This window comes from Pseudomonas sp. 10S4, assembly GCF_034344865.1.
In the GTDB taxonomy this organism is placed as follows: domain Bacteria; phylum Pseudomonadota; class Gammaproteobacteria; order Pseudomonadales; family Pseudomonadaceae; genus Aquipseudomonas.
Genome location: NZ_CP133774.1, coordinates 6,721,833 through 6,745,583, shown reverse-complemented (window position 1 = coordinate 6,745,583; position 23,751 = coordinate 6,721,833). Strand labels below are relative to the sequence as shown.

The following is a 23,751-nucleotide window of genomic DNA, read 5'->3' as shown; positions in this document are numbered from 1 at the left end:
CACCTGTGGGAGCGAGCTTGCTCGCGATCGCGTCGTTGAGCCGGACTCAGGCTTCGGGAACACCTTTCTCCCAAGCCGACCAGTTCTTCAAAATCTCCTGCACCAGCGGATTTCCGGTGCGGTACAGATTCTCAAGCGCCGGCACAAACCCGCCCTGATCTGCATATTTGAGCAGGTTATCCACCTCGCTCTGCCCCGGCGCCGGCCGGTCGAAGTCGGAACCGGCGCGCACCACTGCCAGACGCTGCACATCCACCAAACCTTCACGGCTGGCCCGCAGCAGCGCTTCGTAGGTGGAGTTGTCTTCCTGTTGGGTCGTGCAGTACTCGCCTTTATTATCCGTGAGCAACTTGGTCCAGACTTCGGCCCGCTCGCTCAAACGCGTCCCGGAAAACCAGGTATTGCCCGCCGCCGTATCGCACTTGGTCACCACGGGCGGCTGATTGGCCGGGGCCGACGGGTATTTCAAACGCCACGCAGCCGATTCCTTGCTCTCGCTCAGCTCGACTTTATGCGACAGGGCAAACGCCTTGGCCTGCAACTTCGGGTTGAGCTCGAAGACTTCGGTCTTGTAGTCCAGCGGCGGTTTTTCGTTCGGGCCTTTGGTGTTGATGCCGATGTAACCGGTCGGCCAGTCTTTCGGTACATCCCTAGAATCGATTTCCCACTGGGTGCCGAATTCCACCAGGTAATGCGCCCAGGCAGCGGTGCCGATGGTCCCGTGTTTCGGGCTGATGCCGGCAATCCCGGCGATCAGGAAGTAGCTTTTACGCAGGTCGAACTTCGGCGACAGCGCCAGGGCCAGGGTCGACGCGGCGGCGTTGGTTTGCCCCATGCCGGTGACCATCAGGCACACCTGCTGGGTGTTGCAGCGAATACTCGGGTACTCGGCGGACAGGCCCGGTACGCGAACTTCCTGCTTGAGTTCCAGGCGCTCGATCCAGTTCTGTGCCTCGGGGGCGAACATGGTGATTAGCATCACTTTTGGCTGGATCGGTGCTTCATTTGCCCACGCGGTGGAAGCGAGCAGGGTGCCGCAGGCCAGCGCCACGGACAGGGAAAGACGCGTCATTGCTTTCATACAACCTCCAGATTCTTAAAACTGATAACCGATGCCAGCGTAGTAACCCCAGCCGTTGGAACGGGCACGGAAGTCGCCATCACCGAAATTCAACACGCTGCCATCCTCCCAGTTGCCACCGTTGTGGAAGTAACGGCCGACCAGGGTGAAGCGCAGGTGGGTAAACGAGTAGAGCAAGACGTTGGTGGCCACGGTGGCGTTGGCGGTGCGGGCGGGGTTGTCTTTGTGCAAGTCGGAGCCGAAGTCGAAGTTGGTGAAACCGATGTAGGTCAGTGACGCGCCATTGCTGTAGCTATCGATGGGCACGATGTATTTCAGCTGGGCGCGGTAGCCGTCCCAGGAATACTCGTTGCTGGCGCCGTAGTTTTCCCATTGATAGCGACCGTAGAAGTTGGCCGACAGGTTGACCCGCGAGTGGGTGTCGATGTCGGTGCCCAGGCCGCTGTACAAGGTGTTGGCGCGGTTGGCGGTGCTGCTGCCGTGGTCGTAGATCCAGTCGAACGCCACATACCATTCCTTGAACGGCCCGACGGCCAGGCTGCGGCCGGCCAGGTAGTCGATGGAGATTCGCGGTTCGTGCTCCATGAACAGCGGCGAGCCGTGGTCCCACGCGCCTTTGTCATGGCTGTTGCCGATGTCGAAGATTTTCGGGATGTCGACGTAGCCGTACAATTCGAACGGCCCCTTGCGCCCGAAATACTCGTATTCCAGATACACATCGTCAGACGGTTGCGGGCCGAAGCTGATGTCCTTGACTGCCGATGACGGTCAAGTCCTGGTTGAACCAGTCCGACAGGTACGCGCCTTTTTTGGCGGGCTGGCCTCGGTGCTGAGGGTTTCTCCCTGAGCGGATTCTTCGGGGAGGGCGGGTTGCGCCAAAACAGTGCTGCTGAGTAGTCCTGTAACGCTGGCCAGCGCCAAAGAAACAGCAAATGTGCGCGAGCAAGTCACGCGGCTGGACGTGCGGTGCATTAAAAGTCCCTTTTCGTGCAGATCGAAGGCCCGATTTTTCGGGCTTGCGCGGTTAGGTTGCGAAAAAGCCGTTATCGGCGACTCGCAAACGTTTGCACAACCCATACCAATTGTTTCAATTGCATGAAAAACCGAAGAAATAGCCGGTTTTACTGTCCTTTCGATCAAGTATTCAAAGCGCCATCCAACACAAATCCCTTGTGGGAGCGGGCTTGCTCGCGAAGGCGGTCTACCAGTCAACCGATGTGCTGAATGTTATGCCGCATTCGCGAGCAAGCCCGCTCCCACAATGAACTCGTGCACCAAAGTATTAATGCTAATTAACCCGCGTAGAGATGTGCCCCATCGCTGTGCGTCGACTAGCTTGTGTCGGGAATGAAACGGTTTTTTACACCGTCGCAGTCTTGATTCGCGTGTCGTTGGATTCACGGCCAGGGTGGCCGCTGTAGCACGCCCTTCAAGGAAGAATGGTTAACCACGTAAAGGAATTGCCCGTGGACTTGAGCTCCGTTATCGCCCCGATTTTGCGTGTTTCCCCTCTTTCTCACGCTGTTCGTCTCGCTATCGTCGGTGCGGTTGTCGGCCTCGTCAGCCCACAAGCGTTGGCGGCCTGTTCGCCGGCCAGCCCGACAGCGGGCGCCACGGTGACCTGTACCGGTGTGCCGTCGTTGCCGCTGTTCCTCAACACATTTGCCAGTGCGGTGAACAACCTGACGGTCAACGTCAACTCGGGCGCGCAGATGAACGCGACGCTGGGCGGACAGTCGCTCAACCTCACCGGTAACAACCTCACCTTCAACAACTCCGGGACGATCGACCCGGCTTTGCTGGGGGCGGTGACTGGTCTGGGTACCGCCTTGATGATAGGCAACGGCAGCGCCTCGACAGTGAATATCAACAACACGTTGACCGGGATCATGCGCGGCACCGGCGACTTGCTGGGCGTGAACCTGACGACTATCGCCGGCATGGCGATGGACGTGGTCAACGGCGCTGGCGGCGTCACCAACATCACCAACAACGGCACCCTCGGCTCCACCGCGTTGCTGAACCTGACGCTGTTCGCCGCCGACACGCCGATCGTGGCCGTGCAGGGCGGATCGCAGATCAACATGGTCAACAATGGCACGTTAACCGGGCGAGTAGCGTTCGAAACCTCGTCCACCGGCAACACCTTCATCAACACCGGGGCCATCAGCGGCGGCGTGTCGATGGGCGTCGCCAGCAACAACACCTTTACCGCGGTCACCGGTTCGACCATCACCAACGGTGGCGGCGCGGGGCTCAGCCTCGGCGGATTGATCGGCGTTAACCTGACCTTCGCACCCACCGGGCAAATCGATGGCGGGGCCGGGGGCAACAACTCGTTGATCCTGCAAAACACCATCGGTGTCGGCGGTGGCACCAGCGGCGCCGGCACGGCGTCCAGCGCCAACTACGTCAACTTCAATAACCTGACGGTCAACAGCGGCACCTGGGTCCTGCAAGGTCCGCTCGTCAGCGGCAGCGCCACCCTCAACGGTGGCGTCGCGTCGTTCAACAACGCCCAGTCGTTTGGCACCGGGGTGCTGACCTCCAATGGCGGGACGATCCAGGCCAGCAACGCCGGTTTGACCCTCAATAACCTGGTCACCCTGGGCAGCGGTGGCCTCACCGTTCAGGGCAGCAACGGTATGACCCTGGGCGGGGTGATTTCCGGAACGGGCGGTTTGACCAAGGCCGGCACCGGGCAGTTGAGTATCAGTGGCACCAACACCTACACCGGCAACACCACCATCAATGGTGGCTCTGTTCAGGTACTCAATAACCAGGCCTTCAGCAGCGGCAGCGTGACGTTCGCCGGGTCGGCGTCGCTGTCTGCGCCGGGCACGATCAACCTGAACAACCTCATCACCATTAACGGCGCCATGACCGCCACCGGCGCCGGCTCCCTAACCCTGGGCGGCGTGATCAACGGTGCGGGCGGGCTCAGCAAGAGCGGCAGCGGCACTCTGACTATCAACGGCAACAACACCGCCTTCAGTGGCCCCATCAACCTGAATACCGGCACCCTGGTGCTGGGCAACAGCAATGCGCTGGGCACGGGCGTCATGAACGTCAATGGCGGCGCAAACCTCGATAGCAGCACCAATGTCACCCTGAACAACGCTGTAATCCTCAACGCCAACCTGACTAACGTCGGCACCAATAACCTGACCCTTGCCGGGGCGATATCGGGTGTGGGCGGGATCACCAAGAACGGCGCGTCGACCCTGACGGTGACCGGTAACAACAGCCAGAGCGGGCCAACCACGCTCAATGCTGGCACGCTGCTGGTGGGCAACAACAATGCGCTGGGCACTGGCGCGCTGAATACCGCAGCCAGCACCACCCTGGATGCCACCACGGCCGTGACCCTGAACAACTCGGTGTTTATGGCTGCCGATTTGACCATTGGCGGCACCCAGGCACTTGGCCTGACGGGCGTGATCAACGGCGCCGCCGGGATCATCAAGAACGGTACGGCGGCGCTGACCCTCGGCGGTGTCAACACCTACACCGGCAACACCTCGCTCAACGCAGGCTCGCTGATTGTCGGCTCCAACACCGCGCTTGGCGTTGGCGGCACGTTGAACACGGCTGACGGCACCACGCTGGATGCCAGCACCGGGGTGACCCTGATCAATGCAGTGAACGCCACCGGCAACCTGAATATCGGCGGCACTGCCGACCTGACCCTCGGCGGCGTGGTGGGCGGCAGCGGCGGCCTGACCAAAAACGGCGCGGCCAACCTGATTCTCAATGGCGCCAACACCTTCCTCGGTGGCACCACGTTGAACGCGGGTGGCCTGACTGTCGGCAGCGCGAACGCTTTGAGCAGCGGCGCGTTGACCGTGGCCGGTGCCTCTACGCTGGACAGCAGCACCGGCGTCGCCATCGCCAATGACATTGCTGTGAACGCCGACCTGAGCATCGGTGGCAGTAACGCCCTGACCCTCGACGGCGTGGTCAGCGGCACCAACCAATTGATCAAGAACGGCGCGGCCGACCTGACCCTTAATGGCGTCAATACCTTCCAGGGCGGCACCACCCTCAATGCCGGTGGCCTGGTCATCGGCAACAGCGCGGCGCTGGGCACCGGCGCGCTGACCGTGGCCGGCGCCAGCAGCCTCAACAGCACGGGCGCGGTGACCCTGAGCAATGCGATCAACCTCAACGCGAACCTCAGCGCTGGCGGGGCCAATCCGCTGACCCTCAACGGGCTGATTAGCGGTGCGGGTGGCCTGATCAAGACCGGCCCCTCGGTCCTGACCATCAACGGCAACAACACCTATCAAGGCATCACGGCGCTGAACGCCGGGACGCTGATTATCGGTTCCAACACCGCGCTGGGCACTGGCGCATTGGACGCGTCCAATGGCACCACACTGGATGCCAACACCGCCGTCACGCTGGCCAACGCTGTCAACCTCGGCGGCAGCGTGACCGTCTCCGGCAGCAACGCGCTGACTCTGGGCGGCAACGTCGGTGGCGCCGGCAGCCTGATCAAGAACGGCGCGGCCGACTTGACCCTCAACGGCACCAACAACTATCAGGGTGGCACCACGCTCAACGCCGGCAAGATTATTGTCGGTGCCAACAATGCTTTGGGCAGCGGTGTCTTGACCACGGCGGCCAACACCAGCCTTGACGCCAACACGGCCGTCAGCCTGAACAACCAAGTGAGCATGACCGGCCCGCTGACCATCGGCGGTACGGCGGACCTGACCCTGGGCGGTGCGATCAGCGGCAACGGCAATCTGGTGAAAAACGGCACGGCCAACCTGACGCTCAACGGCGCCAACACCTTCGTCGACGGCGCCACGCTGAATGCCGGTACGCTGACTGTCGGCAGTAACTCGGCCCTCGGCACTGGCAGTTTGACGGTGGGCGGTGCGGCGACCCTGGACAGCAACGCTGCCGTGACGCTGGCCAACGACATTACCCTGAACGCCAACTTGACCGTCGGCGGTACTCAAGACTTGACCCTCGGTGGCGTGGTCAGCGGCACCAACCAACTGATCAAAAACGGTGCGGCCAACCTGACCCTCAATGGTGTCAACACCTACCAGGGCGGCACGACCCTGGACGCCGGCACCCTGACTCTGGGCAATGCGGCGGCGCTCGGCACTGGCGCACTGACCGTGGCGGGCACCTCAACCCTCGACAACAGCGCCGCTTTCACCTTGGCCAACGCCCTGACGCTGAACGCGGACTTGAGCGTGGCGGGCAACAACAATCTGACCCTGAACGGCGTGATCGGTGGTGCCGGTGCGCTGAACAAAAACGGCCTGGCCGACTTGACCCTCGGCGGCAACAACACCTTTACCGGTCCCTTGAACATCCTTTCCGGCAGCGTCACTACCGCCAGCACCGGGGCATTGGGCAACACCTCCGGCGCGAACATCAGCGCCGGCGCCAGCCTTAATCTGGGCAGCGATGCCAGCATCGCGGGCCTCAGCGGCAGCGGTGGTGTGCTGATCGGCACGGGCAGCACCTTGTCGGTGGGGGCGTCAGTACCACCAGCACCTTCGACGGTGGCCTGAGCGGCGGTGGTGGCTTGACCAAAGTCGGCACCGGCACCCTCAACCTCACCGGTATCAATGGCATCACCGGTGACACGTTGGTCAACGGCGGCACCCTGAACCTCAGCGGCTCGCTGGGCAGTTCCAACGTTGACGTCGGCAGTGGCGCGACCCTGACCGGCACCGGTTCGGTGCTGGGCGCATTAAGCGTGGCCAACGGCGGTCACCTGGGCCTGAGCAGCGGCAACACCTTGTCTGCCGGCTCGCTGGTCATGGGCAGCGGCGCCAACATGGACGTCGCCCTCGGCGCGCCCTCCACCAACTCACTGCTGAACGTCGGCGGCAACCTGACCCTCGACGGTAACCTGAATGTCAGCGATGCCGGCGGCTTCGGCGTCGGCGTTTATCGCTTGATCAACTACACCGGCAGCCTGACGGACCTGGGCCTGAACGTGGCCAGTGTGCCCGTCGGTTTCGGCCTCGGCGATCTGGTCGTGCAAACCTCGGTGGGCAATCAGGTCAACGTGTTGGTGTCGGCACCTAATGCCAATATCCGCTTCTGGGACGGTAGCCAGACAATCGCCAACGGCGTGGTGGATGGCGGCACTGGCACCTGGACGGCGGGCGGCACCAACTGGACCTCGGTCAACGGCACGCTCAATCAACCCTGGGCCGGTGACTTCGGTGTGTTCCAGGGCACGGCGGGTACGGTCACGGTGGCTGGCGCGCAACTGTTCACCGGGCTGCAATTCGTCACCGATGGCTACAACGTCGTGGCCGGCAGCGCTGGGCAATTGACCGCGGTTAACGGCACGGGCGGCAACACGGCGATCCGGGTCGATCCGGGTTCCACCGCGACCATTGGCGTCGGCATCGACGGCAGCGGCACCCTGGCCAAACTCGACAGCGGCACCCTGGTACTCAACGGCGCCAATAGTTACACCGGCGGCACGCTGCTCAATGGCGGCACGCTTGTGCTCGGCAACAACACGGCGCTGGGCACTGGTCTGCTGACGGCAGCCTCGGGCACCACCCTGGACAGCAACACTGCCGTCACCCTTGGCAATGCGGTCAGTCTGGCCGGTAACCTGAATGTCGGCGGTTCCAATGCACTGACCCTCAACGGGGCAATCGGTGGTGCGGGCGGTTTGATCAAGGCTGGCGCGGCCAACCTGACCCTCGGTGGCAACAATAGCTTCCTCGGCCCGGTCGCGTTGAATGCCGGCGGCTTGATTCTGGCCTCCAACTCGGCGCTCGGCACTGGCGCGCTGAATGCCGCCAACGGCACCACCCTGGACGCCGCGTCTGCGGTGACCGTCAACAATGTGGTGAACCTGGCCGGTAACCTCGGCATCGGTGGCACCGCTGACCTGACCCTCGGCGGCGCCGTCAACGGCGCTGGCAGCCTGAGCAAAAACGGTGCGGCCAACCTGACCCTCAATGGTGCCAATGGTTTCCTTGGCGGCGTTACCTTGAACGCCGGGACCCTGACCGTCGGCAATGCCTCAGGCCTGGGTCTCGGTAACCTGACGGTTGCCGGGGCTTCGACACTGGACAACAACACGGCGCTGAGCCTGGCCAATAACATTGGCCTGAACGCCACCGTCGCGGTGGGCGGCAGCAATGACCTGACCCTCGGCGGTGTGATCAGCGGCGCGGGCGGCCTGAGCAAAAATGGCGCGGCCAACCTGACCCTCAACGGTGTCAACACCTTGCAGGGTGACACCACCCTGAATGCCGGCACCCTGACCCTCGGCAACGCCGCGGCGCTGGGCACTGGCGCGTTGACCGTCGCCGGTGCTTCGACACTGGACAGCAGCTCGCCGCTCAGCCTGGCCAACAACGTCAACGTCAATGCGGCGTTGAACGTGGCTGGCAGCAATAACCTGACCCTGGCCGGCGTCGTTGCCGGGGCTGGAACCCTGAACAAAAATGGCGCGGCGGACCTGTCCCTCAGCGGCAACAACACCTTCAGCGGCACCTTCAATGTGCTGGGCGGCAGCCTGAGCACCCTCAGTGCCGGGGCCTTGGGCAACAACGCCGGGGTCAATCTGGGAGCAGCGACCCAGCTCAATCTGGGTGCATCCGGTAGCCTCGCCAGCCTGACGGGCAGCGGCACGGCGCTGGTCGGTGCCGGCAACACGCTGAGCATCGGCGGCAACAATGCCAGCAGCACCTTTGACGGTGTCCTCAGCGGTAGCGGTCTGCTGGACAAACTCGGCAGCGGCACTTTCAACCTGACTGGCAGCAACACCCTGACCGGTGACACCAGCATCAACGGCGGCACCTTGAATGTCAGCGGCTCGCTGGCCAGTGCCAACGTCGCGGTCAATAACGGCGGGACCCTCGCCGGCAGTGGTAGCCTCAGCGGTGCAGTCAATGTCGCCGATAGTGGTCACGTTGCACTGGCCACCGGCAGCACCTTATCGGTGGGTTCGCTGGCCTTGAGTGGTAACTCCAACCTCGACGTCGGGCTCGGTGTGCCGGTGTCTGGTGGCGGCAATGCGCTGATCAATGTCGGCGGCAACCTGACCCTCGACGGCAACTTGAACGTCAGCGACATCGGCGGTTTTGGCAGCGGTGTGTATCGCATCATCAACTACACCGGCAGCCTGACCGACAACGGTCTGTTGGTCGGTAGCGTGCCGGGCAGCGTAACGCCGGGTGATCTGCAAGTGCAGACTGCCGTGGGCAACCAGGTCAACCTGCTGGTCAGCGCACCGAACGTCACCGTGCAGTTCTGGGACGGTGCGCAACTGGTCGGCAACGGCGCGGTCAATGGCGGCAGTGGCACCTGGGGCAGTGGCACCACCAACTGGACCAATGTCAACGGCACCTTCAATCAGGCCTGGGCCAACAGCTTCGCGGTGTTCCAGGGGACGGCAGGTACCGTCACCGTCAACGGCACGCAAGCCATCACCGGCATGCAATTCGTCACCGACGGCTACACCCTGGCCAATGGCACGGCGGGCGTACTGACACTGGTCAATGGCAGCTTGGGCAATGCGACCGTTCGGGTCGATCCGAACGCCACCGCGACCCTTGGCGTAGCCCTCAATGGCGCCGGCACTCTCGGCAAATACGACACCGGCACCCTGGTGCTCAACGCGGCCAATGGCTATACCGGCGGCACGGCGCTGAACGGCGGCAAACTGGTCGTGGGCAACAATGGCGCGTTGGGCAGCGGTGTATTGACCGCGGCCAATGGCACCGCGCTGGACAGCAACACCAGCGTCAGCCTCGCTAACGCAGTGGTGCTGAATGGCGGGCTGAGTGTCGCGGGCAGCAACGCGCTGACCCTCGGCGGCGTCGTCAGCGGCACCGGCAGCCTGATCAAAAACGGTGCCTCAAGCCTGACCCTTAACGGCAGCAACACCTACGCAGGTGGCACGCAGTTGAACGCCGGTTCGTTGGTTCTTGGCAACAACAGCGCTGTAGGCACCGGCGCGCTCGGCGTCGGTGGTAGCGCGCAACTGGACAGCGCAGCTGCTCTGCAATTGGCGAACGCGATCAATCTGACCGGGCAGTTGACCCTGGCCGGCACCCAGAACACCACCCTCAGCGGCGTGATCGCGGGCACCGGCAGTCTGGTGAAAAACGGCAATGGTGCGCTGCTGCTCAGTGGCGCCAATACCTACAGCGGCGGCACCACTCTCAACGGTGGCAGCACCAGCGGTAACACCAGCAGCCTGCAAGGCGCGATCCTCAACAACGCCGCGCTGACCTTCGAGCAAACCAGCAACGGCAGCTACACCGGCAACCTTACCGGCACCGGTACATTGACCAAAAACGGCACCGGCGATTTGCTGCTCACCGGCACCAACGGCCTCACCGGCAACACCAACGTTCAGGCCGGCTCGTTGCTGGTCAACGGCACCCTCAACAGTGCCAACGTGAACGTGGCCAGCGGGGCGAAAATCGGTGGCAGCGGCCAAATCGGCGGCGCAGTGCAACTGGCCAGCGGTGCGACCCTGGTCGGCGGCGGTACTACCACGCCGTTGTCGGTCGGTTCCCTGGCGTTGTCTTCGGGCAGCAACCTGGACTTCAGCCTCGGCTCGGCCACCAGTTCGACCAACGTGGTCAACGTTGCGGGCAACCTGACCCTCGACGGCACGCTGAACGTCAGCAATGCCGGCGTCTTCGGTACAGGCGTCTATCAACTGTTCCGCTACGGCGGCAGCCTGACTGACAATGGCCTGACCTTCGGCACGTTGCCGGGCGGGGTGTTGCCATCGAGCCTGACCCTGCAAACCGCGCTGGCTAATCAGATCAATCTGTTGGTGCAAGGTGCTCCGGGTTCAGTGCAGTTCTGGAATGGTAGTAAAACCAACGCCGACGGCACGATTAGCGGCGGCAGCGGCATCTGGGGGCCGAGCACTAACTGGACTGATGCGAGCGGCACCGCGAGCCAGGATTCGACCCATCAGTTCGCCGTATTTGGCGGGCAGGGCGGAACCGTGACCGTGGTCGGCAATCAGGGCTTCACCGGGTTGCAGGTCCTGGACAACGGTTACAGTCTGGTTCCGGGCACGGGCGGCAGCCTGACGCCGGTCAACGCGGCCGATGGCAGCCTGGCTGCGGTACGGATCAACTCGGGCGTCACCACGGAAATCTCGGCGCCGTTGGTTGGTACCGGTGGCATTGAAAAACTCGATTCCGGCACGCTGGTATTGAGCGGTGCCAACACCTACAGCGGCGGCACCACCGTCAGCGGCGGTACGCTGGTGGGTAACACCACCAGCCTGCAAGGGCGTATCTTGAACAACGCCCGCCTGCTGTTTGCGCAGGACACCAGCGGACGTTTCAACGGCGTACTCAGCGGCACGGGTGATTTGGTCAAACAGGGCGCAGGGACGCTGCTCATCGATGGCGTTCAGCCGTTCAGTGGCACCGTTGAAGTGGAGCAAGGCCTGTTGCAGGTCGGTGATGCACCGACGAACTTCGGCGGACAGATTACCGTATCCAATGGCGCGGCCTTGAGCGGTAACGGCAGTGTCGGTTCGGTGGTCAACCATGGTGTCGTGATCTCTGGCGCGAACGGGGACAACCCGCGTGTAGCGGGCAACCTGACCAACGCCCCGGATGGCCTGCTGGCACTGACCGTGAACTCTGCGACCGTCACGCCGTTGGTCGTGGGCGGCACCGCCACCCTGGCCGGTAGCGTGCAAGTCAACAACCTCGCGCCATTTACCGGCAACACGACGTATGCGCTGATCACGGCGGGCGGTGGCGTCAACGGTACGTTCAGTGCCGCAAATCTGCCGGAGACCGTGTTCCTCGACTCGTCGCTGGTGTACCGCGCCAATGAGGTCGACCTGGCCGTGAGCCGCAACCAGACGTCCTTCGCCGACGTCGCGGCTACCGGCAACCAGCGTGGCACGGCCTCGGCCTTGTCCAATAATGGCCCGGCCGGCGCAGCGTTGCAGAACCAGATCGTCAACCTCTCTGCGGCCGGTGCTCGTGCAGCCTTCGACAGCTTGTCCGGGGAAATTCACGCCAGTACCGCCAGTGCGATTCTCGAGGACTCGCGCTACATCCGGGACGCGGTCAACGACCGTATGCGCCAACCGTCCTGCAGTGGGCTTGACGATCCTCGCCGCGCCCTGGCGCCCAGCGACAATCGTCTGACCAGCGGCGGTTGCCACGGTGAAATGGTGGGCTGGATGCGTGCACTCGGTACCTGGGGTGAAATGGATGGCGACAGCAACAGCGCCAAGCTGGATCGTAAACTCAGCGGCTTCATGCTCGGCACCGACAAGCAAATCGATGATCAATGGCGCGCCGGGATGGCCGCCGGTTACACCCGCAGCAGCCTGGATGCCAATGACCGCAACTCCGATGCCACGGTCGACAGCTACCACCTGGCGGCGTACCTCAACTCGCAATTCGACGCCTTGGCCGTGCGCCTGGGTGCCGCTTACAGCTGGCACGACATCGAAACCGAACGCAACGTCAACGTCGGCACCTACAACGATCGGTTGAAGGCGCATTACAACGCTCGCAGCGCCCAGGTCTTCGGCGAAGTGGGTTACGCCATTGATGCGGGCGGTCTCGCGGTCGAGCCGTTCGCCGGTTTGTCCTACGTCAATTACGACAGTGACACCGGCAAGGAAAAAGGCGGGGTAGGGCGGTTGCAGGCTAATTCCAGCCAGGACATCACGTTCTCCACCCTCGGTGTGCGCGTCGGCAAACTGCTGACCTTGGCCAACGGCTCGCAATTGACCCCGCGTGCCGCCCTCGGCTGGCGCCATGCCTACGGCGACACCAAGCCAGACGCCGACCTGACCTTCATCGACGGCGGCGCCTCGTTCAAAACCCAAGGCGTGCCGATTGCCAAGGACAGCGCACTGCTTGAAGCGGGCGTCGACTTCCAGATCACGCCGACCGGCAAGCTGGGGATTGGTTACTCGGGGCAACTGTCGAGCGACAACAGCGACAACGCAATGACCATCAGCTACAGCCTCACCTTCTAAATAGGGTCGAAGCACTTTAGCCGCCCGAAAGGGCGGTTTTTTTGCACATCAAAAGATCAAAGACCGCCGTTGTGGCGAGGGGGCTCGCCCCGTTCGGCTGCGCAGCAGTCGTAAAACCGGTGCGTGCGGTGTATCAGAAGAAATGTGGTTGCCGGTTTTAGGGTCGCTTCGCAACCCAACGGGGGCAAGCCCCCTCGCCACAGCACAACCCGCGCTCTGCTAGAATCGGCCCCATTGATCCCACAAGGTGCACCCCATGAGCGAGCCGATTCGTCTGACCCAATACAGCCACGGCGCAGGATGCGGTTGCAAAATCTCCCCGCAGGTTCTGGAGGTGATTCTGGCCGGCAGCGGCGCGCAGAACCTCGATCCCAAGCTCTGGGTCGGCAACGCCTCGCGCGATGACGCGGCGGTGTATGCCATCGACGACGAGCGTGGTGTGGTCTCGACCACTGACTTCTTTATGCCGATCGTCGATGATCCGTTCGACTTCGGCCGCATCGCCGCCACCAATGCCATCACCGAGATCTACGCCATGGGCGGCGATCCGTTGATGGCGATTGCGATCCTCGGTTGGCCGGTCAACGTGCTGGCCCCGGAAATCGCCCGTGAAGTGATTCGCGGCGGGCGTTCGATTTGCGACGAGGCAGGCATTCCACTGGCCGGCGGGCATTCCATCGACGCCCCGGAGCCGATCTTCGGTCTGGCCGTCACCGGGCTGGTGCAAAAGCGCCACATGAAACGCAACGACACCGCCACCGCCGGGTGCCTGTTGTACCTCACAAAACCGTTGGGCATCGGCATCCTCACCACCGCCGAGAAGAAGGGCAAGTTGCGCCACGCCGACATCGGCCTGGCCCGTGACTGGATGTGCACCCTGAACAAACCCGGCAGCCGCTTCGGCAAACTCGACGGCGTGACCGCGATGACCGACGTCACCGGTTTCGGTTTGTTGGGGCACTTGGTGGAGATGGCTGACGGCAGCCAACTCACCGCCCGCATCGAATACGACCGTGTGCCGCGTCTGGCCGGTGTCGAGTATTACCTCGAACAGGGCTGTGTGCCGGGTGGCACGTTGCGCAACTTCGACAGCTACGCCAGCAAACTCGGGCGCTTGCAGGAACTGCACAAACGCGTGCTGTGTGATCCTCAAACCAGCGGTGGGCTGCTGATTGCGGTCACGCCGGAGGGCAACGATCAATTCCTCGCGGTCGCCGCCGAACTGGGCCTGAGCCTTGAGCCGATCGGTGAACTGGTTGAGCGACAGACCAACGCGGTCGAGGTGTTTTGATGTCTATCGACTTCACCGACTACCGCGACATTTTCCTCAACGGCCGGCCGATGATGGATGCCCGTGCGCCGGTCGAATTCCTCAAGGGTTCGTTCCCCGGCGTGGTCAATTTGCCGCTGATGAACGACCAAGAGCGGCAACGGATCGGCACCTGTTACAAACAGCATGGCCAGCAAGCGGCTATTACGCTGGGGCATCAGTTGGTGTCTGGCCAGATCAAGGCCGAGCGCATCCAGGCCTGGGCCGAGTTTGCCCGAGCTCATCCGGATGGTTATTTGTATTGTTTTCGCGGCGGCTTGCGCTCGCAGATCGTTCAGCAGTGGCTCAAGGACGAGGCGGGCATCGACTATCCGCGGGTCGGCGGTGGCTATAAGGCGATGCGCACCTTCTTGCTCGACACTGTTGATCAAGCCGTCGCCCAATGCGATTTCGTTCTGCTGGGTGGCATGACTGGCACCGGCAAAACCGAGGTGCTGACGCAGTTGAACAACGGGCTGGACCTGGAAGGCTACGCCAATCACCGGGGTTCAAGCTTCGGCAAACGTGCCACCGGCCAACCCTCCAACATCGACTTTGAAAACCGTCTGGCCGTGGACGTGCTGAAGAAGCGCGCACGGGGTATCGAGCAATTCGTGCTGGAAGACGAGAGCCGGGCGGTCGGCAGTTGTGCCTTGCCGCTGCCGTTGTTTCAGGGCATGCAGCAGTTTCCGATGGTCTGGCTCGAAGACAGCCTAGAGGGGCGCGTTGAGCGGATCTTGCGTGATTACGTAGTGGACCTGTGTGCCGAATTTATCGGCGTACATGGCGAGGAAGGCTTTGCGCTGTTTTCCGAGCGTTTGCTGGAAAGTTTGAATAACGTGCAGAAGCGCTTGGGCGGTGAACGCCATCGACGGATGCTGTTGTTGATGGAAGACGCACTGGCCGAGCAGGCAAGCAGCGGTGCGGTGGACTTGCACCGTGGCTGGATCGAAGGATTGCTGAGCGAGTACTACGACCCGATGTATGCGTTTCAGCGCGAGAAGAAAGGTGCGCGGATCGAGTTTGCCGGGGAGCGGGGGGCGGTGTTGGAGTACCTTCGCGAACGCAGTATTTCGCAGGTTTGATATTGTTATTGCCGGCCTCTTCGCGAGCAAGCCCGCTCCCACATTGGATCTGCGCCGTACACAAAATTTGTGTCCAATGAAGATCTACTGTGGGAGCGGGCTTGCTCGCGAAGGCGTCTATACAGGCGCCAAATCTATTAAAGCAATGCAGCCCCGACCAACCCGCTGATCACACCAATCAGCATGGTCATCAGCGCCACGCTCACCAGCACCCGAGCGTTGAAATCCTTGCGCAGCATCAGCAGCGACGGCAGGCTGATGCTCGGCAGCGTCATCAGCAGCGCGACCGCCGGGGCGGTGCCCATGCCCAGGGTCATCATGGTTTGTACGATCGGGATTTCTGCAGCGGTCGGAATCACGAACAGCGTACCGATGATCGCCAGCGGCACCAGCCACAGCAGGCTGTTGGCCATGGCGCCATCGATGTGCGGAAACACCCAGACCCGCACCGCACCCAGTACCAGCACCGCCAGGATGTAGACAGGGATGGTGCTCCAGAACAATTGCCAGATCGTCTTGCCCCAACGGGTCAGGAACGGTTGCGCGTCGGTCTCGCGTGCTTCGACTACTGCCTCGACCGCCGCTTCAGGCAAGGTCTCCGGGCCGGCGATACGCTGCGCCACCATCGACACCCCGAACACCAGTACGATGCCCGCTACCAGCCGCAACGCCGTGAAACCCCAACCGAGCACGAAGCCCATGAACACCAGCGTGGCGGGGTTGAGCACCGGGTTGCCGATCCAGAACGCCAGCGCCGCACCGACTGATACGTTCTGCCGACGCATGCCGGCAGCCACCGGGGCGGCGCAGCACGAGCACATCATGCCCGGCAGGGCGAACAGGCCGCCGCGCAGGGTCGAGGCGAAACCGGCGCGGCCGAACAGGCGCAGCAGCCAGTCTCGCGGAATCAGCACTTGCAGCAGGGAACCGAGAATGACCGCCAGCACCGCGGCTTTCCAGATCGCCAGGAAATACACCTTGGCGTAGGCCAGGGCGGCGGTCAGAGGATCGGACAGTTGGTCGTTGATGATCGAGGCGCCGATGCTGTGGTTGTCAGCGGCGACGAAGGCCTTGAGGTAGTACGGCGACCACTTGACGTAGTAGAGGCCGACACAGGCGACCAGCAGGAACAGGGCGGGTTTCCACCAGAACGACCAGCCCCGGGCGGGGACTGCTACGGTTGAGAGTGACATGGCGAGGTTCCGGACAATGGGGAGATGCTGGCAATGATAGCCCAGCCCCTTAGTCAACGTGGTCCCGACAGTGCGTGGGACGTAGCGACCTCTTATGTCGGACAGTTCTGCGAGCCGTTATCCAGCCCTTGTTTGTAGACGTGGCTTTCCAGGCTGGCCTTGCCGTTGTGCCAGGTCAGGGTCAGCACGTACAGCGAGTCGTAGTCGCTGGACGCCCAGTCTTCGGTGATGTTCTGTTTCTTGCCGACGGCTTCGCTGGCGACCTTGTTGATCAGTTCGGGCAGGTAGCCGTGGGACCAGGCGGTGTAGATGATCGCGTTGTGGTACTTGTCGTGGACCAACTCATCCGCCAGATCGCTGGTGTCGTTGGCCGAGAAGTTGATGTTCACCGGCAACCCGAGCTTGATCGCGCTGGGGCTGATGGTCATCAGTGGTCGGATGTAACTGTAGGAGTTATCGAGTTCGCCTTCCTCGACATTGCGCGTCGGGTTAGCAGCAAACACGTAGTTGGCCTTGCCGAATTTCTCTGGCAGTAGGGTGGACAGCTTGATCGCACGGTTCAATCCCTGGCAATTTAGCTGACCCAGGCCGCCTGCGGGTTTTTCCGCGTGGCGCAGGAACACCAGCGTCTGGGTACCGTCGGCCGGCTGGGCGCGGCTTTCGCTGGACTCCAGCGACAGGAACAGCGCGCTCGCTGCCAACAACGAGGGCAGAACGATAAACGCGCGATGCTTGAAGCGTTGGGCGAATTTCAAAAGGGTCTTCATTCAGTAAAGTGATCTTCAGCGCATTCGATTAAGGCTGACAAACCTTTACACCGTGAGCTCCCAGCGTCGGGTGTTTTCCATGTCGTTGCGCCGGTCCGTCTCCGTAATGGGCAGTGCTCAGAGTCCCCTGAAGCCCTTTGGTTCGATCCCGGCGGGTTCGCCGCACTTTAGCGACAACCTTTGACGGGGTGGCGGAAGGTTATCGACAGGATGTTGCGGATTTATGGACGTTGGCAGATCTATGCACTGAATGGTCCCTGTAGGAGCTGCCGAAGGCTGCGATCTTTTGAACTTGACCTTCAACAATGTCGAACAGATCAAGATCAAAAGATCGCAGCCTTCGGCAGCTCCTACATTATGATCAGCAGCTTCAATGTTTGCGTGGATGCTCCCATGACCGATCTCTCTGCGTTCCCGATTACCGGTAAATGGCCGGCCCAGTACCCTGAGTGGATTCAGCTCTACTCCCTGCCGACCCCCAACGGCGTCAAGGTCTCGATCATGCTCGAAGAGATCGGCTTGCCGTACGAACCGCACCGCGTGGGCTTCGAGACTAACGATCAGTTGTCACCCGAGTTCATGTCGTTGAACCCCAACAACAAGATCCCGGCGATCATCGACCCTCACGGTCCGGGGGACCAGCCACTGCCGCTGTTCGAGTCCGGGGCGATTCTGATCTACCTCGCCGACAAGAGCGGCCAATTGCTGGCCCAGGAATCGGCGGCGCGCTACGAGACGATTCAGTGGTTGATGTTTCAGATGGGCGGTATCGGGCCGATGTTCGGCCAGGTTGGTTTTTTCAATAAATTCGGCGGCAAGGATTACGAGGACAAACGGCCCCGTGATCGCTACGTCGAGGAAAGCAAACTGCTGCTCAAGGTCCTCGACGAGCGTCTGGAAGGGCGCGACTGGATCATGGGCGAGCGCTACACCATCGCCGACATCGCGATGTTTCCATGGGTGCGCAACCTGATCGGCTTCTATGAGGCCGGCGATTTGGTGGGTATCCAGAACTTCGCCAACGTTACGCGAGTGCTGGAGCGCTTCCTGGCACGGCCGGCGGTAATGCGTGGGCTGGAAATTCCCAAGTAACCCTTTTCAAGACCAGGGACGGCCATGCGCTCATTTCCTTTCAAGCAAGTTGATGTCTTCAGCCGCGTTGCGCTCAAAGGCAACCCTTTGGCGGTGGTGTTCGGCGCTGACGAGCTCAGTGATGAACAAATGGCGGCGTTCGCGACCTGGACCAACCTCAGCGAAACCACGTTCGTGCTCGAACCCCGGGATTCGCGCGCCGACTATCGGGTGCGGATCTTCACCACTCTGTCGGAGCTGCCATTCGCCGGTCATCCGACCTTGGGCACCTGTCACGCCTGGCTTGAAGCCGGCGGCGTACCCAAGGGCGAGGAGATCATTCAGGAGTGCGGCGTCGGTCTGGTGCGCGTTCGCCGGCAAGGCGCGGAGCTGGCGTTCCTCGCGCCGCCGTTGCTGAGAACCGGTCCGCTGGACGTTGACCTGTTAGAACGGGTGCGGCTCGGGCTCGGGCTGGAGAAAGGCTCGATTGTTCGGGCGCAGTGGGTCGATAACGGCGCCGGCTGGCTGGTGGTGATGGTCGAGGATCGGCAGCAGGTGCTCGATTTGCAACCGGATCATTCGCAAATGCTCGGCCTGGCCGTCGGCGTTATCGCACCCTGGCACTCCGAGCGCGATGGCGCTGACGCACAGTTCGAAGTGCGGGCGTTCATCTCCGGCGACGGCATGCCGGAAGACCCGGCCACCGGCAGCCTAAACGCCGGAATCGCCCAATGGCTGCTCGGCGAAGGGCTGGCGCCGGCGTCTTACGTGGTCAGCCAGGGCCTGACCATGGGCCGCGCAGGGCGGATTCAGGTCGATCAGGTGGGCAATGAGATCTGGATCGGCGGCGCGGTGGTGACCTGCATCGACGGGACCCTGAAGCTGTAACAAAACCCGTGGAATCAACACAAATCCACTGTGGGAGCGAGCTTGCTCGCGATAGCGGTCTGTCAGTCGCTTACATTGTGGCTTTGGAACCGTCATCGCGAGCAAGCTCGCTCCCACAGTGATTATTGTCAGGCCTGTAAGGGTCTGTTTCTTCCCTGAGGTTTGTGTCCTGCACCTGACAGGGCATAAGCTTCACCCCTTACGACTTTCGTCTTGTCACTGTCTTTCAGGAAAACCCATGTCCAGCCAGTTCCCCGAAGCTCGTCCACGCCGTCTGCGCCGCAATGCGAGCCTGCGCAGTCTGTTCCAGGAAACCGAGTTCAGCCTGAACGATCTGGTGCTGCCGATTTTTGTTGAAGAAGAAATCGACGATTTCGTCCCGATCAAAAGCATGCCCGGTGTGATGCGCATTCCGGAGTCGAAACTGGCCGGGGAGATCGAGCGCTATGCCCGTGCCGGGATCAAATCGGTGATGACCTTCGGCGTGTCCCATCACCTGGACAGCAGTGGCAGCGACACCTGGAACGACAACGGCCTGGTGTCGCGGATGTCGCGTATCGCCAAGGACGCCGTGCCGGAAATGATCGTGATGTCCGACACCTGCTTCTGTGAATACACCGACCACGGCCACTGCGGCGTGGTGCACAACCATGAAGTCGACAACGACAAGACCCTGATCAATCTCGGCAAACAAGCCGTGGCGGCGGCCCGGGCCGGCGCGGACGTGATCGCTCCGTCGGCGGCCATGGACGGCCAGGTCCGGGCCATTCGCCGGGCGCTGGACGAGGCCGGTTTCACCCAGACCGCGATCATGGCGTATTCGACCAAGTTCGCTTCGGCACTCTACGGCCCGTTCCGTGAGGCCGGCGGCAGCGCTTTGAAAGGCGACCGCAAAAGCTACCAGATGAACCCGATGAACCGCCGCGAAGCCGTGCGCGAATCGCTGCTGGACGAACAGGAAGGCGCCGATGCGCTGATGGTCAAACCGGCCGGCGCGTACCTGGACATCATCCGCGACATCCGCGAAGTCTCGCGTCTGCCGCTGTCGGCGTACCAGGTAAGTGGTGAGTACGCGATGATCAAGTTCGCCGCCCAGGCCGGAGCGATTGATGAAGACCGCGTGGTGCGCGAAAGCCTTGGGGCGATCAAGCGGGCGGGGGCGGATTTGATCTTCACCTACTTCGCGATGGATCTGGCCTTGGCCGGGATCTAACGACCACCGCAAACTCCCACAGTTGTTTGATGTTGGACGCAACTCCTGTGAACGACGCAGCCACCTGTGGGAGCGAGCCTGCTCGGGATTGCGGCGGATCAGTCACATTGATGTTGGATATGCTGTCGTTATCGCGAGCAGGCTCACTCCCACATTTGAGATGTGTTGGGTCAGTGGGACCCAAAAAACAACCGTATCCCATGATCCCGGAAATACCGCTCGATCACTTTCGGGTCCGCGCTGTTATCGGCAATCGCCACATACGTATCCGGGCGCAGCAAATAAAACCCATTGCGCGCCAACCCCGCCGTGTCAAACGCTGGCCGCCAGTCGAACACGTGCAGCGGCAAATGATGCTCGATACACCAGGCGATCATTTCGTCGCTGGTATCGCCGTACACATGCACCTGCCAGGTCGGGTTTTTCAGCGGTTCGTAGTTATCGCCTTCGCCATCGTGCGCCCAGGGCAAGCGGTCACCGCCGTGGACCTGCCCGGTCACGCCTTCGCTCAGCGGCATGCCGCGATAGTTGAGGGTGATCTGCGACACCGTGCGAAACAGGAATTCGCGCGTTGCCGCGAACGAAGCCATTTTCGGGATCAGAAATGGCGCCAGGCGCGTGCGCAGCAGGTCGGCGACTTTGCCCTCGGCGGTGACGAAGCTGAACACCCGGTCGGTGGTGGACACCAGGCGCCGGGCGAAGGCGATGCGTTCGGTTTCGTAGCTATCGAGTAATTTGGAGGTGGCGCCGCCGCTCAGGACTGCGGCGATTTTCCAGGCCAGGTTGATCGCGTCGCCAATCCCGGTGTTCATGCCCTGGCCACCGGCGGGGCTGTGGACGTGGGCGGCGTCGCCGAGTAGAAACGCCCGGCCGCTGCGAAAGAATTCCGCCACCCGATGATGCACCCGGTAGGTCGAGAACCAATTCACCTGTTCGACCTGCACTTTCAGATGCTCGATGGCGTGGCTGCTGACGTCTTCGAATTTTAGGGTTTCGGCATGCTCGGCGCGCTCATCGCGCACAGTGCCGATCAGCCGGGCATGACCTTCGCTGGCCAACGGGAACACTGCGAGAAAGTCCGCTTCATCGAGGTCCACGTGCAGTTCACCGTTGAACGCCGGGCCGCTGGCCTGCACGTCGGCGACGTAGAAAATCTGCTGGTAGGTGCCGCCGGGGAATCCGCTGTCCAGAGTCTTGCGCACAATCGACCGGGCGCCGTCGCAACCCGCGATGTAGCAGGCCTCGCAGGTTTCCTGTCGGCCATCGGGCAGGCGCAACTGCGCGCTGATGCCGTCGCTGGTTTCCTTGAAGTTTTCCAGTTCGGTATTGCGCTCCACGGTGATGCCGAAGGTTTCAAGGCGTTCGATCAGCAGTTGCTCGTGTTCGTCCTGGGGAAAAATTTCCATGAACGCGTAGGGCGTCAGGCCCTCGCCGATGCGGGTCAACGGCAGGCGCGCCACGGCTTCGCCCTTGACCCAGAAATTCGCCGCCGCCACCCGATGGCCGTTTTGCACGATGGTGTCGCTGAGGTCGAGTTGACGATACAACTCAAGGGTCCGGGCCTGGACGGCCAGGGCGCGCGAGGTGGTGCCGGGGGCGAGGGTCTTGTCGATGATGCGCACGCGGATGCCGAGCTTGCTCAGCCACAGCGCCAGCACCAGGCCAGTCGGGCCGGCGCCGATGATCAACACGTCGCTTCGGTTCATGGGGCCATTCTCCGAGGGGTGTGTTGGGCAAGTATGGTTCAGACAGGGCGATCAGGCTGGGTGAATACAAAACCCTTGTGGGAGCGGGCCAAATACTTCGGGGGAACAGTCGGACGTGACCACAGTCATAGCCTGCGCCATGCCATTGATCGTATGGTTAACCCGGCTAAACGGATTTGATGGAGCACCATGCACGCCCACCGATTGATCACGAGCCTCGCTGCCTTGCTGGTCCTGGCCGGTTGCGGTACTCAGCGCACCCAGGAAACGCCGCCCCGCAAACCTGCCGAGGTCAAGGCGCAGATCGTGCGCCTGTTGCCGGCCAAGACCGCCGACCGCGAAGGGTGGGCGACGGACATCTACGCAGCGTTTGTCGCCCAGGACATTTCACCGACCACGCAAAACCTTTGCGCGGTCCTGGCCGTCACCGAGCAGGAATCGACCTTCCAGGTAGACCCAACCGTGCCGGGCCTGGGCAAGATCGCCCGGGACGAGATCGATCGCCGCGCCGCCAAGGTGCACATCCCCAGTTTGCTGGTCAGCGCTGCGTTGCAAGTCCGTTCACCGAGCGGCAAAAGCTACAGCGACCGACTCAATGCCGCCCGCAGCGAAAAAGAACTCAGCGCAATCTTCGATGACTTCATCAGCATGGTGCCCATGGGCCGGACCTTGTTCAGTGGGTTCAATCCGGTGCACACCGCCGGGCCGATGCAGGTCAGCGTCGAATTCGCCGAGCAGGAGACACGCCATTATCCCTATCCGGTGACGGGCTCGATTCGCCATGAGGTGTTCAGCCGTCGCGGCGGCATGTACTTCGGCATTGCCCATTTGCTCGGCTACCCGGTGAGCTACAAGCAGCCGCTGTATCGCTTTGCCGATTTCAATGCCGGTTGGTACGCCAGCCGTAATGCGGCATTCCAAAATGCGCTCAGTCGCGCGTCCGGCATCCCGCTGGCGCTGGACGGTGACGTGATCCGCTACGATTCGATCATGCCCGGCACCACGGAACTGGCGGTGCGCACCCTCGGCAAGCAACTGGGCATGCGCAATCCGACGATTCGCGATCAGTTAAATAAGGGCCAAACCCTGGAATTTGAAGACACGGCGCTCTACCGGAAAGTCTTCGCCCTGGCCGAGAAGGCCGAAGGCCGGGCGTTGCCGCGTGCGATGTTGCCGGGGATCGAACTGCACAGCCCGAAGATCACCCGCAAACTCACCACGGCATGGTTTGCCAAGCGGGTTGATGAGCGTTATCAGCGGTGTATGGCGAAGGGGAGTTGATCTTTAACCAATGCCCAGGCACCGCATGAATGTCGGGTTGCCACAGGCATAAAAAACCCGGCTGATAAGGCCGGGCTTTTCGTTGATTGCTGCGTTAAAACCATTCATTGACGGCAATGATGGTTGCGATGCATGGCTGAGTGGCGCGCTCCCACAGGGTTTGTATCG

10 protein-coding genes and 2 pseudogenes are annotated in these 23,751 nt (G+C 62.0%); 7 read left to right on the top strand and 5 right to left on the bottom strand.

What is annotated here, in order from left to right:
- Window positions 1-46 precede the first annotated feature (46 nt).
- Both RHM58_RS31590 and RHM58_RS31585 read right to left on the bottom strand, forming a co-directional pair.
- Complete coding sequence (locus RHM58_RS31590) at window positions 47-1,081, bottom strand: purine-nucleoside phosphorylase (RefSeq protein WP_201256184.1); 1,035 nt, start codon at window positions 1,079-1,081, stop codon at window positions 47-49.
- 15 nt (window positions 1,082-1,096) lie between these two features.
- Window positions 1,097-2,053: pseudogene (locus RHM58_RS31585) on the bottom strand (nucleoside-specific channel-forming protein Tsx).
- 467 nt (window positions 2,054-2,520) lie between these two features.
- Here RHM58_RS31585 and RHM58_RS31580 point away from each other — a divergent pair.
- The 3 genes and pseudogenes from RHM58_RS31580 (at window position 2,521) to mnmH (ending at window position 15,464) form a co-directional block, all read left to right on the top strand.
- Window positions 2,521-13,070: pseudogene (locus RHM58_RS31580) on the top strand (autotransporter-associated beta strand repeat-containing protein).
- Window positions 13,071-13,326: 256 nt separating this feature from the next.
- Entirely contained in the window at window positions 13,327-14,361 is a 1,035-nt protein-coding gene (gene selD / locus RHM58_RS31575) for a selenide, water dikinase SelD (protein ID WP_322269131.1), read from the top strand.
- Entirely contained in the window at window positions 14,361-15,464 is a 1,104-nt protein-coding gene (mnmH, locus tag RHM58_RS31570; protein WP_322269130.1) for a tRNA 2-selenouridine(34) synthase MnmH, read from the top strand. The genes selD and mnmH overlap by 1 nt, the downstream gene beginning before the upstream one ends.
- Window positions 15,465-15,601: 137 nt before the next feature.
- Here mnmH and RHM58_RS31565 read toward each other — a convergent pair whose 3' ends face one another.
- A complete protein-coding gene (locus RHM58_RS31565; protein ID WP_201256189.1) occupies window positions 15,602-16,657 on the bottom strand; it encodes a permease in 1,056 nt (351 codons plus the stop codon).
- Window positions 16,658-16,749: 92 nt separating this feature from the next.
- A complete protein-coding gene (locus RHM58_RS31560) occupies window positions 16,750-17,424 on the bottom strand; it encodes a histidine phosphatase family protein (RefSeq protein ID WP_322269129.1) in 675 nt (224 codons plus the stop codon).
- 393 nt (window positions 17,425-17,817) lie between these two features.
- Between RHM58_RS31560 and RHM58_RS31555 the strand changes: the two genes are divergently transcribed.
- The 3 genes from RHM58_RS31555 (at window position 17,818) to hemB (ending at window position 20,596) form a co-directional block, all read left to right on the top strand.
- Window positions 17,818-18,516 (top strand): glutathione S-transferase family protein, encoded by a 699-nt coding sequence (locus RHM58_RS31555; RefSeq protein WP_322269128.1) that lies wholly within the window; start codon window positions 17,818-17,820, stop codon window positions 18,514-18,516.
- 24 nt (window positions 18,517-18,540) lie between these two features.
- Entirely contained in the window at window positions 18,541-19,383 is an 843-nt protein-coding gene (locus RHM58_RS31550) for a PhzF family phenazine biosynthesis protein (protein ID WP_201256192.1), read from the top strand.
- 238 nt (window positions 19,384-19,621) lie between these two features.
- Window positions 19,622-20,596, top strand: a complete 975-nt coding sequence (gene hemB, locus RHM58_RS31545) for a porphobilinogen synthase (protein WP_201204806.1) — start codon at window positions 19,622-19,624, stop codon at window positions 20,594-20,596.
- Between the two features lie 170 nt (window positions 20,597-20,766).
- Here the strand turns inward: hemB and RHM58_RS31540 are convergent, their stop codons facing one another.
- Window positions 20,767-22,302, bottom strand: coding sequence for an FAD-dependent oxidoreductase (locus RHM58_RS31540; RefSeq protein ID WP_322269127.1), 1,536 nt, complete (start codon window positions 22,300-22,302; stop codon window positions 20,767-20,769).
- A gap of 189 nt (window positions 22,303-22,491) precedes the next feature.
- On the opposite strand from RHM58_RS31540, the gene RHM58_RS31535 reads away from it, so the two are divergent.
- Window positions 22,492-23,583: a DUF1615 domain-containing protein gene (locus RHM58_RS31535; RefSeq protein ID WP_322269126.1), complete on the top strand. Its 1,092-nt coding sequence runs from the start codon at window positions 22,492-22,494 to the stop codon at window positions 23,581-23,583.
- The last annotated feature ends 168 nt before the right edge of the window (window positions 23,584-23,751 follow it).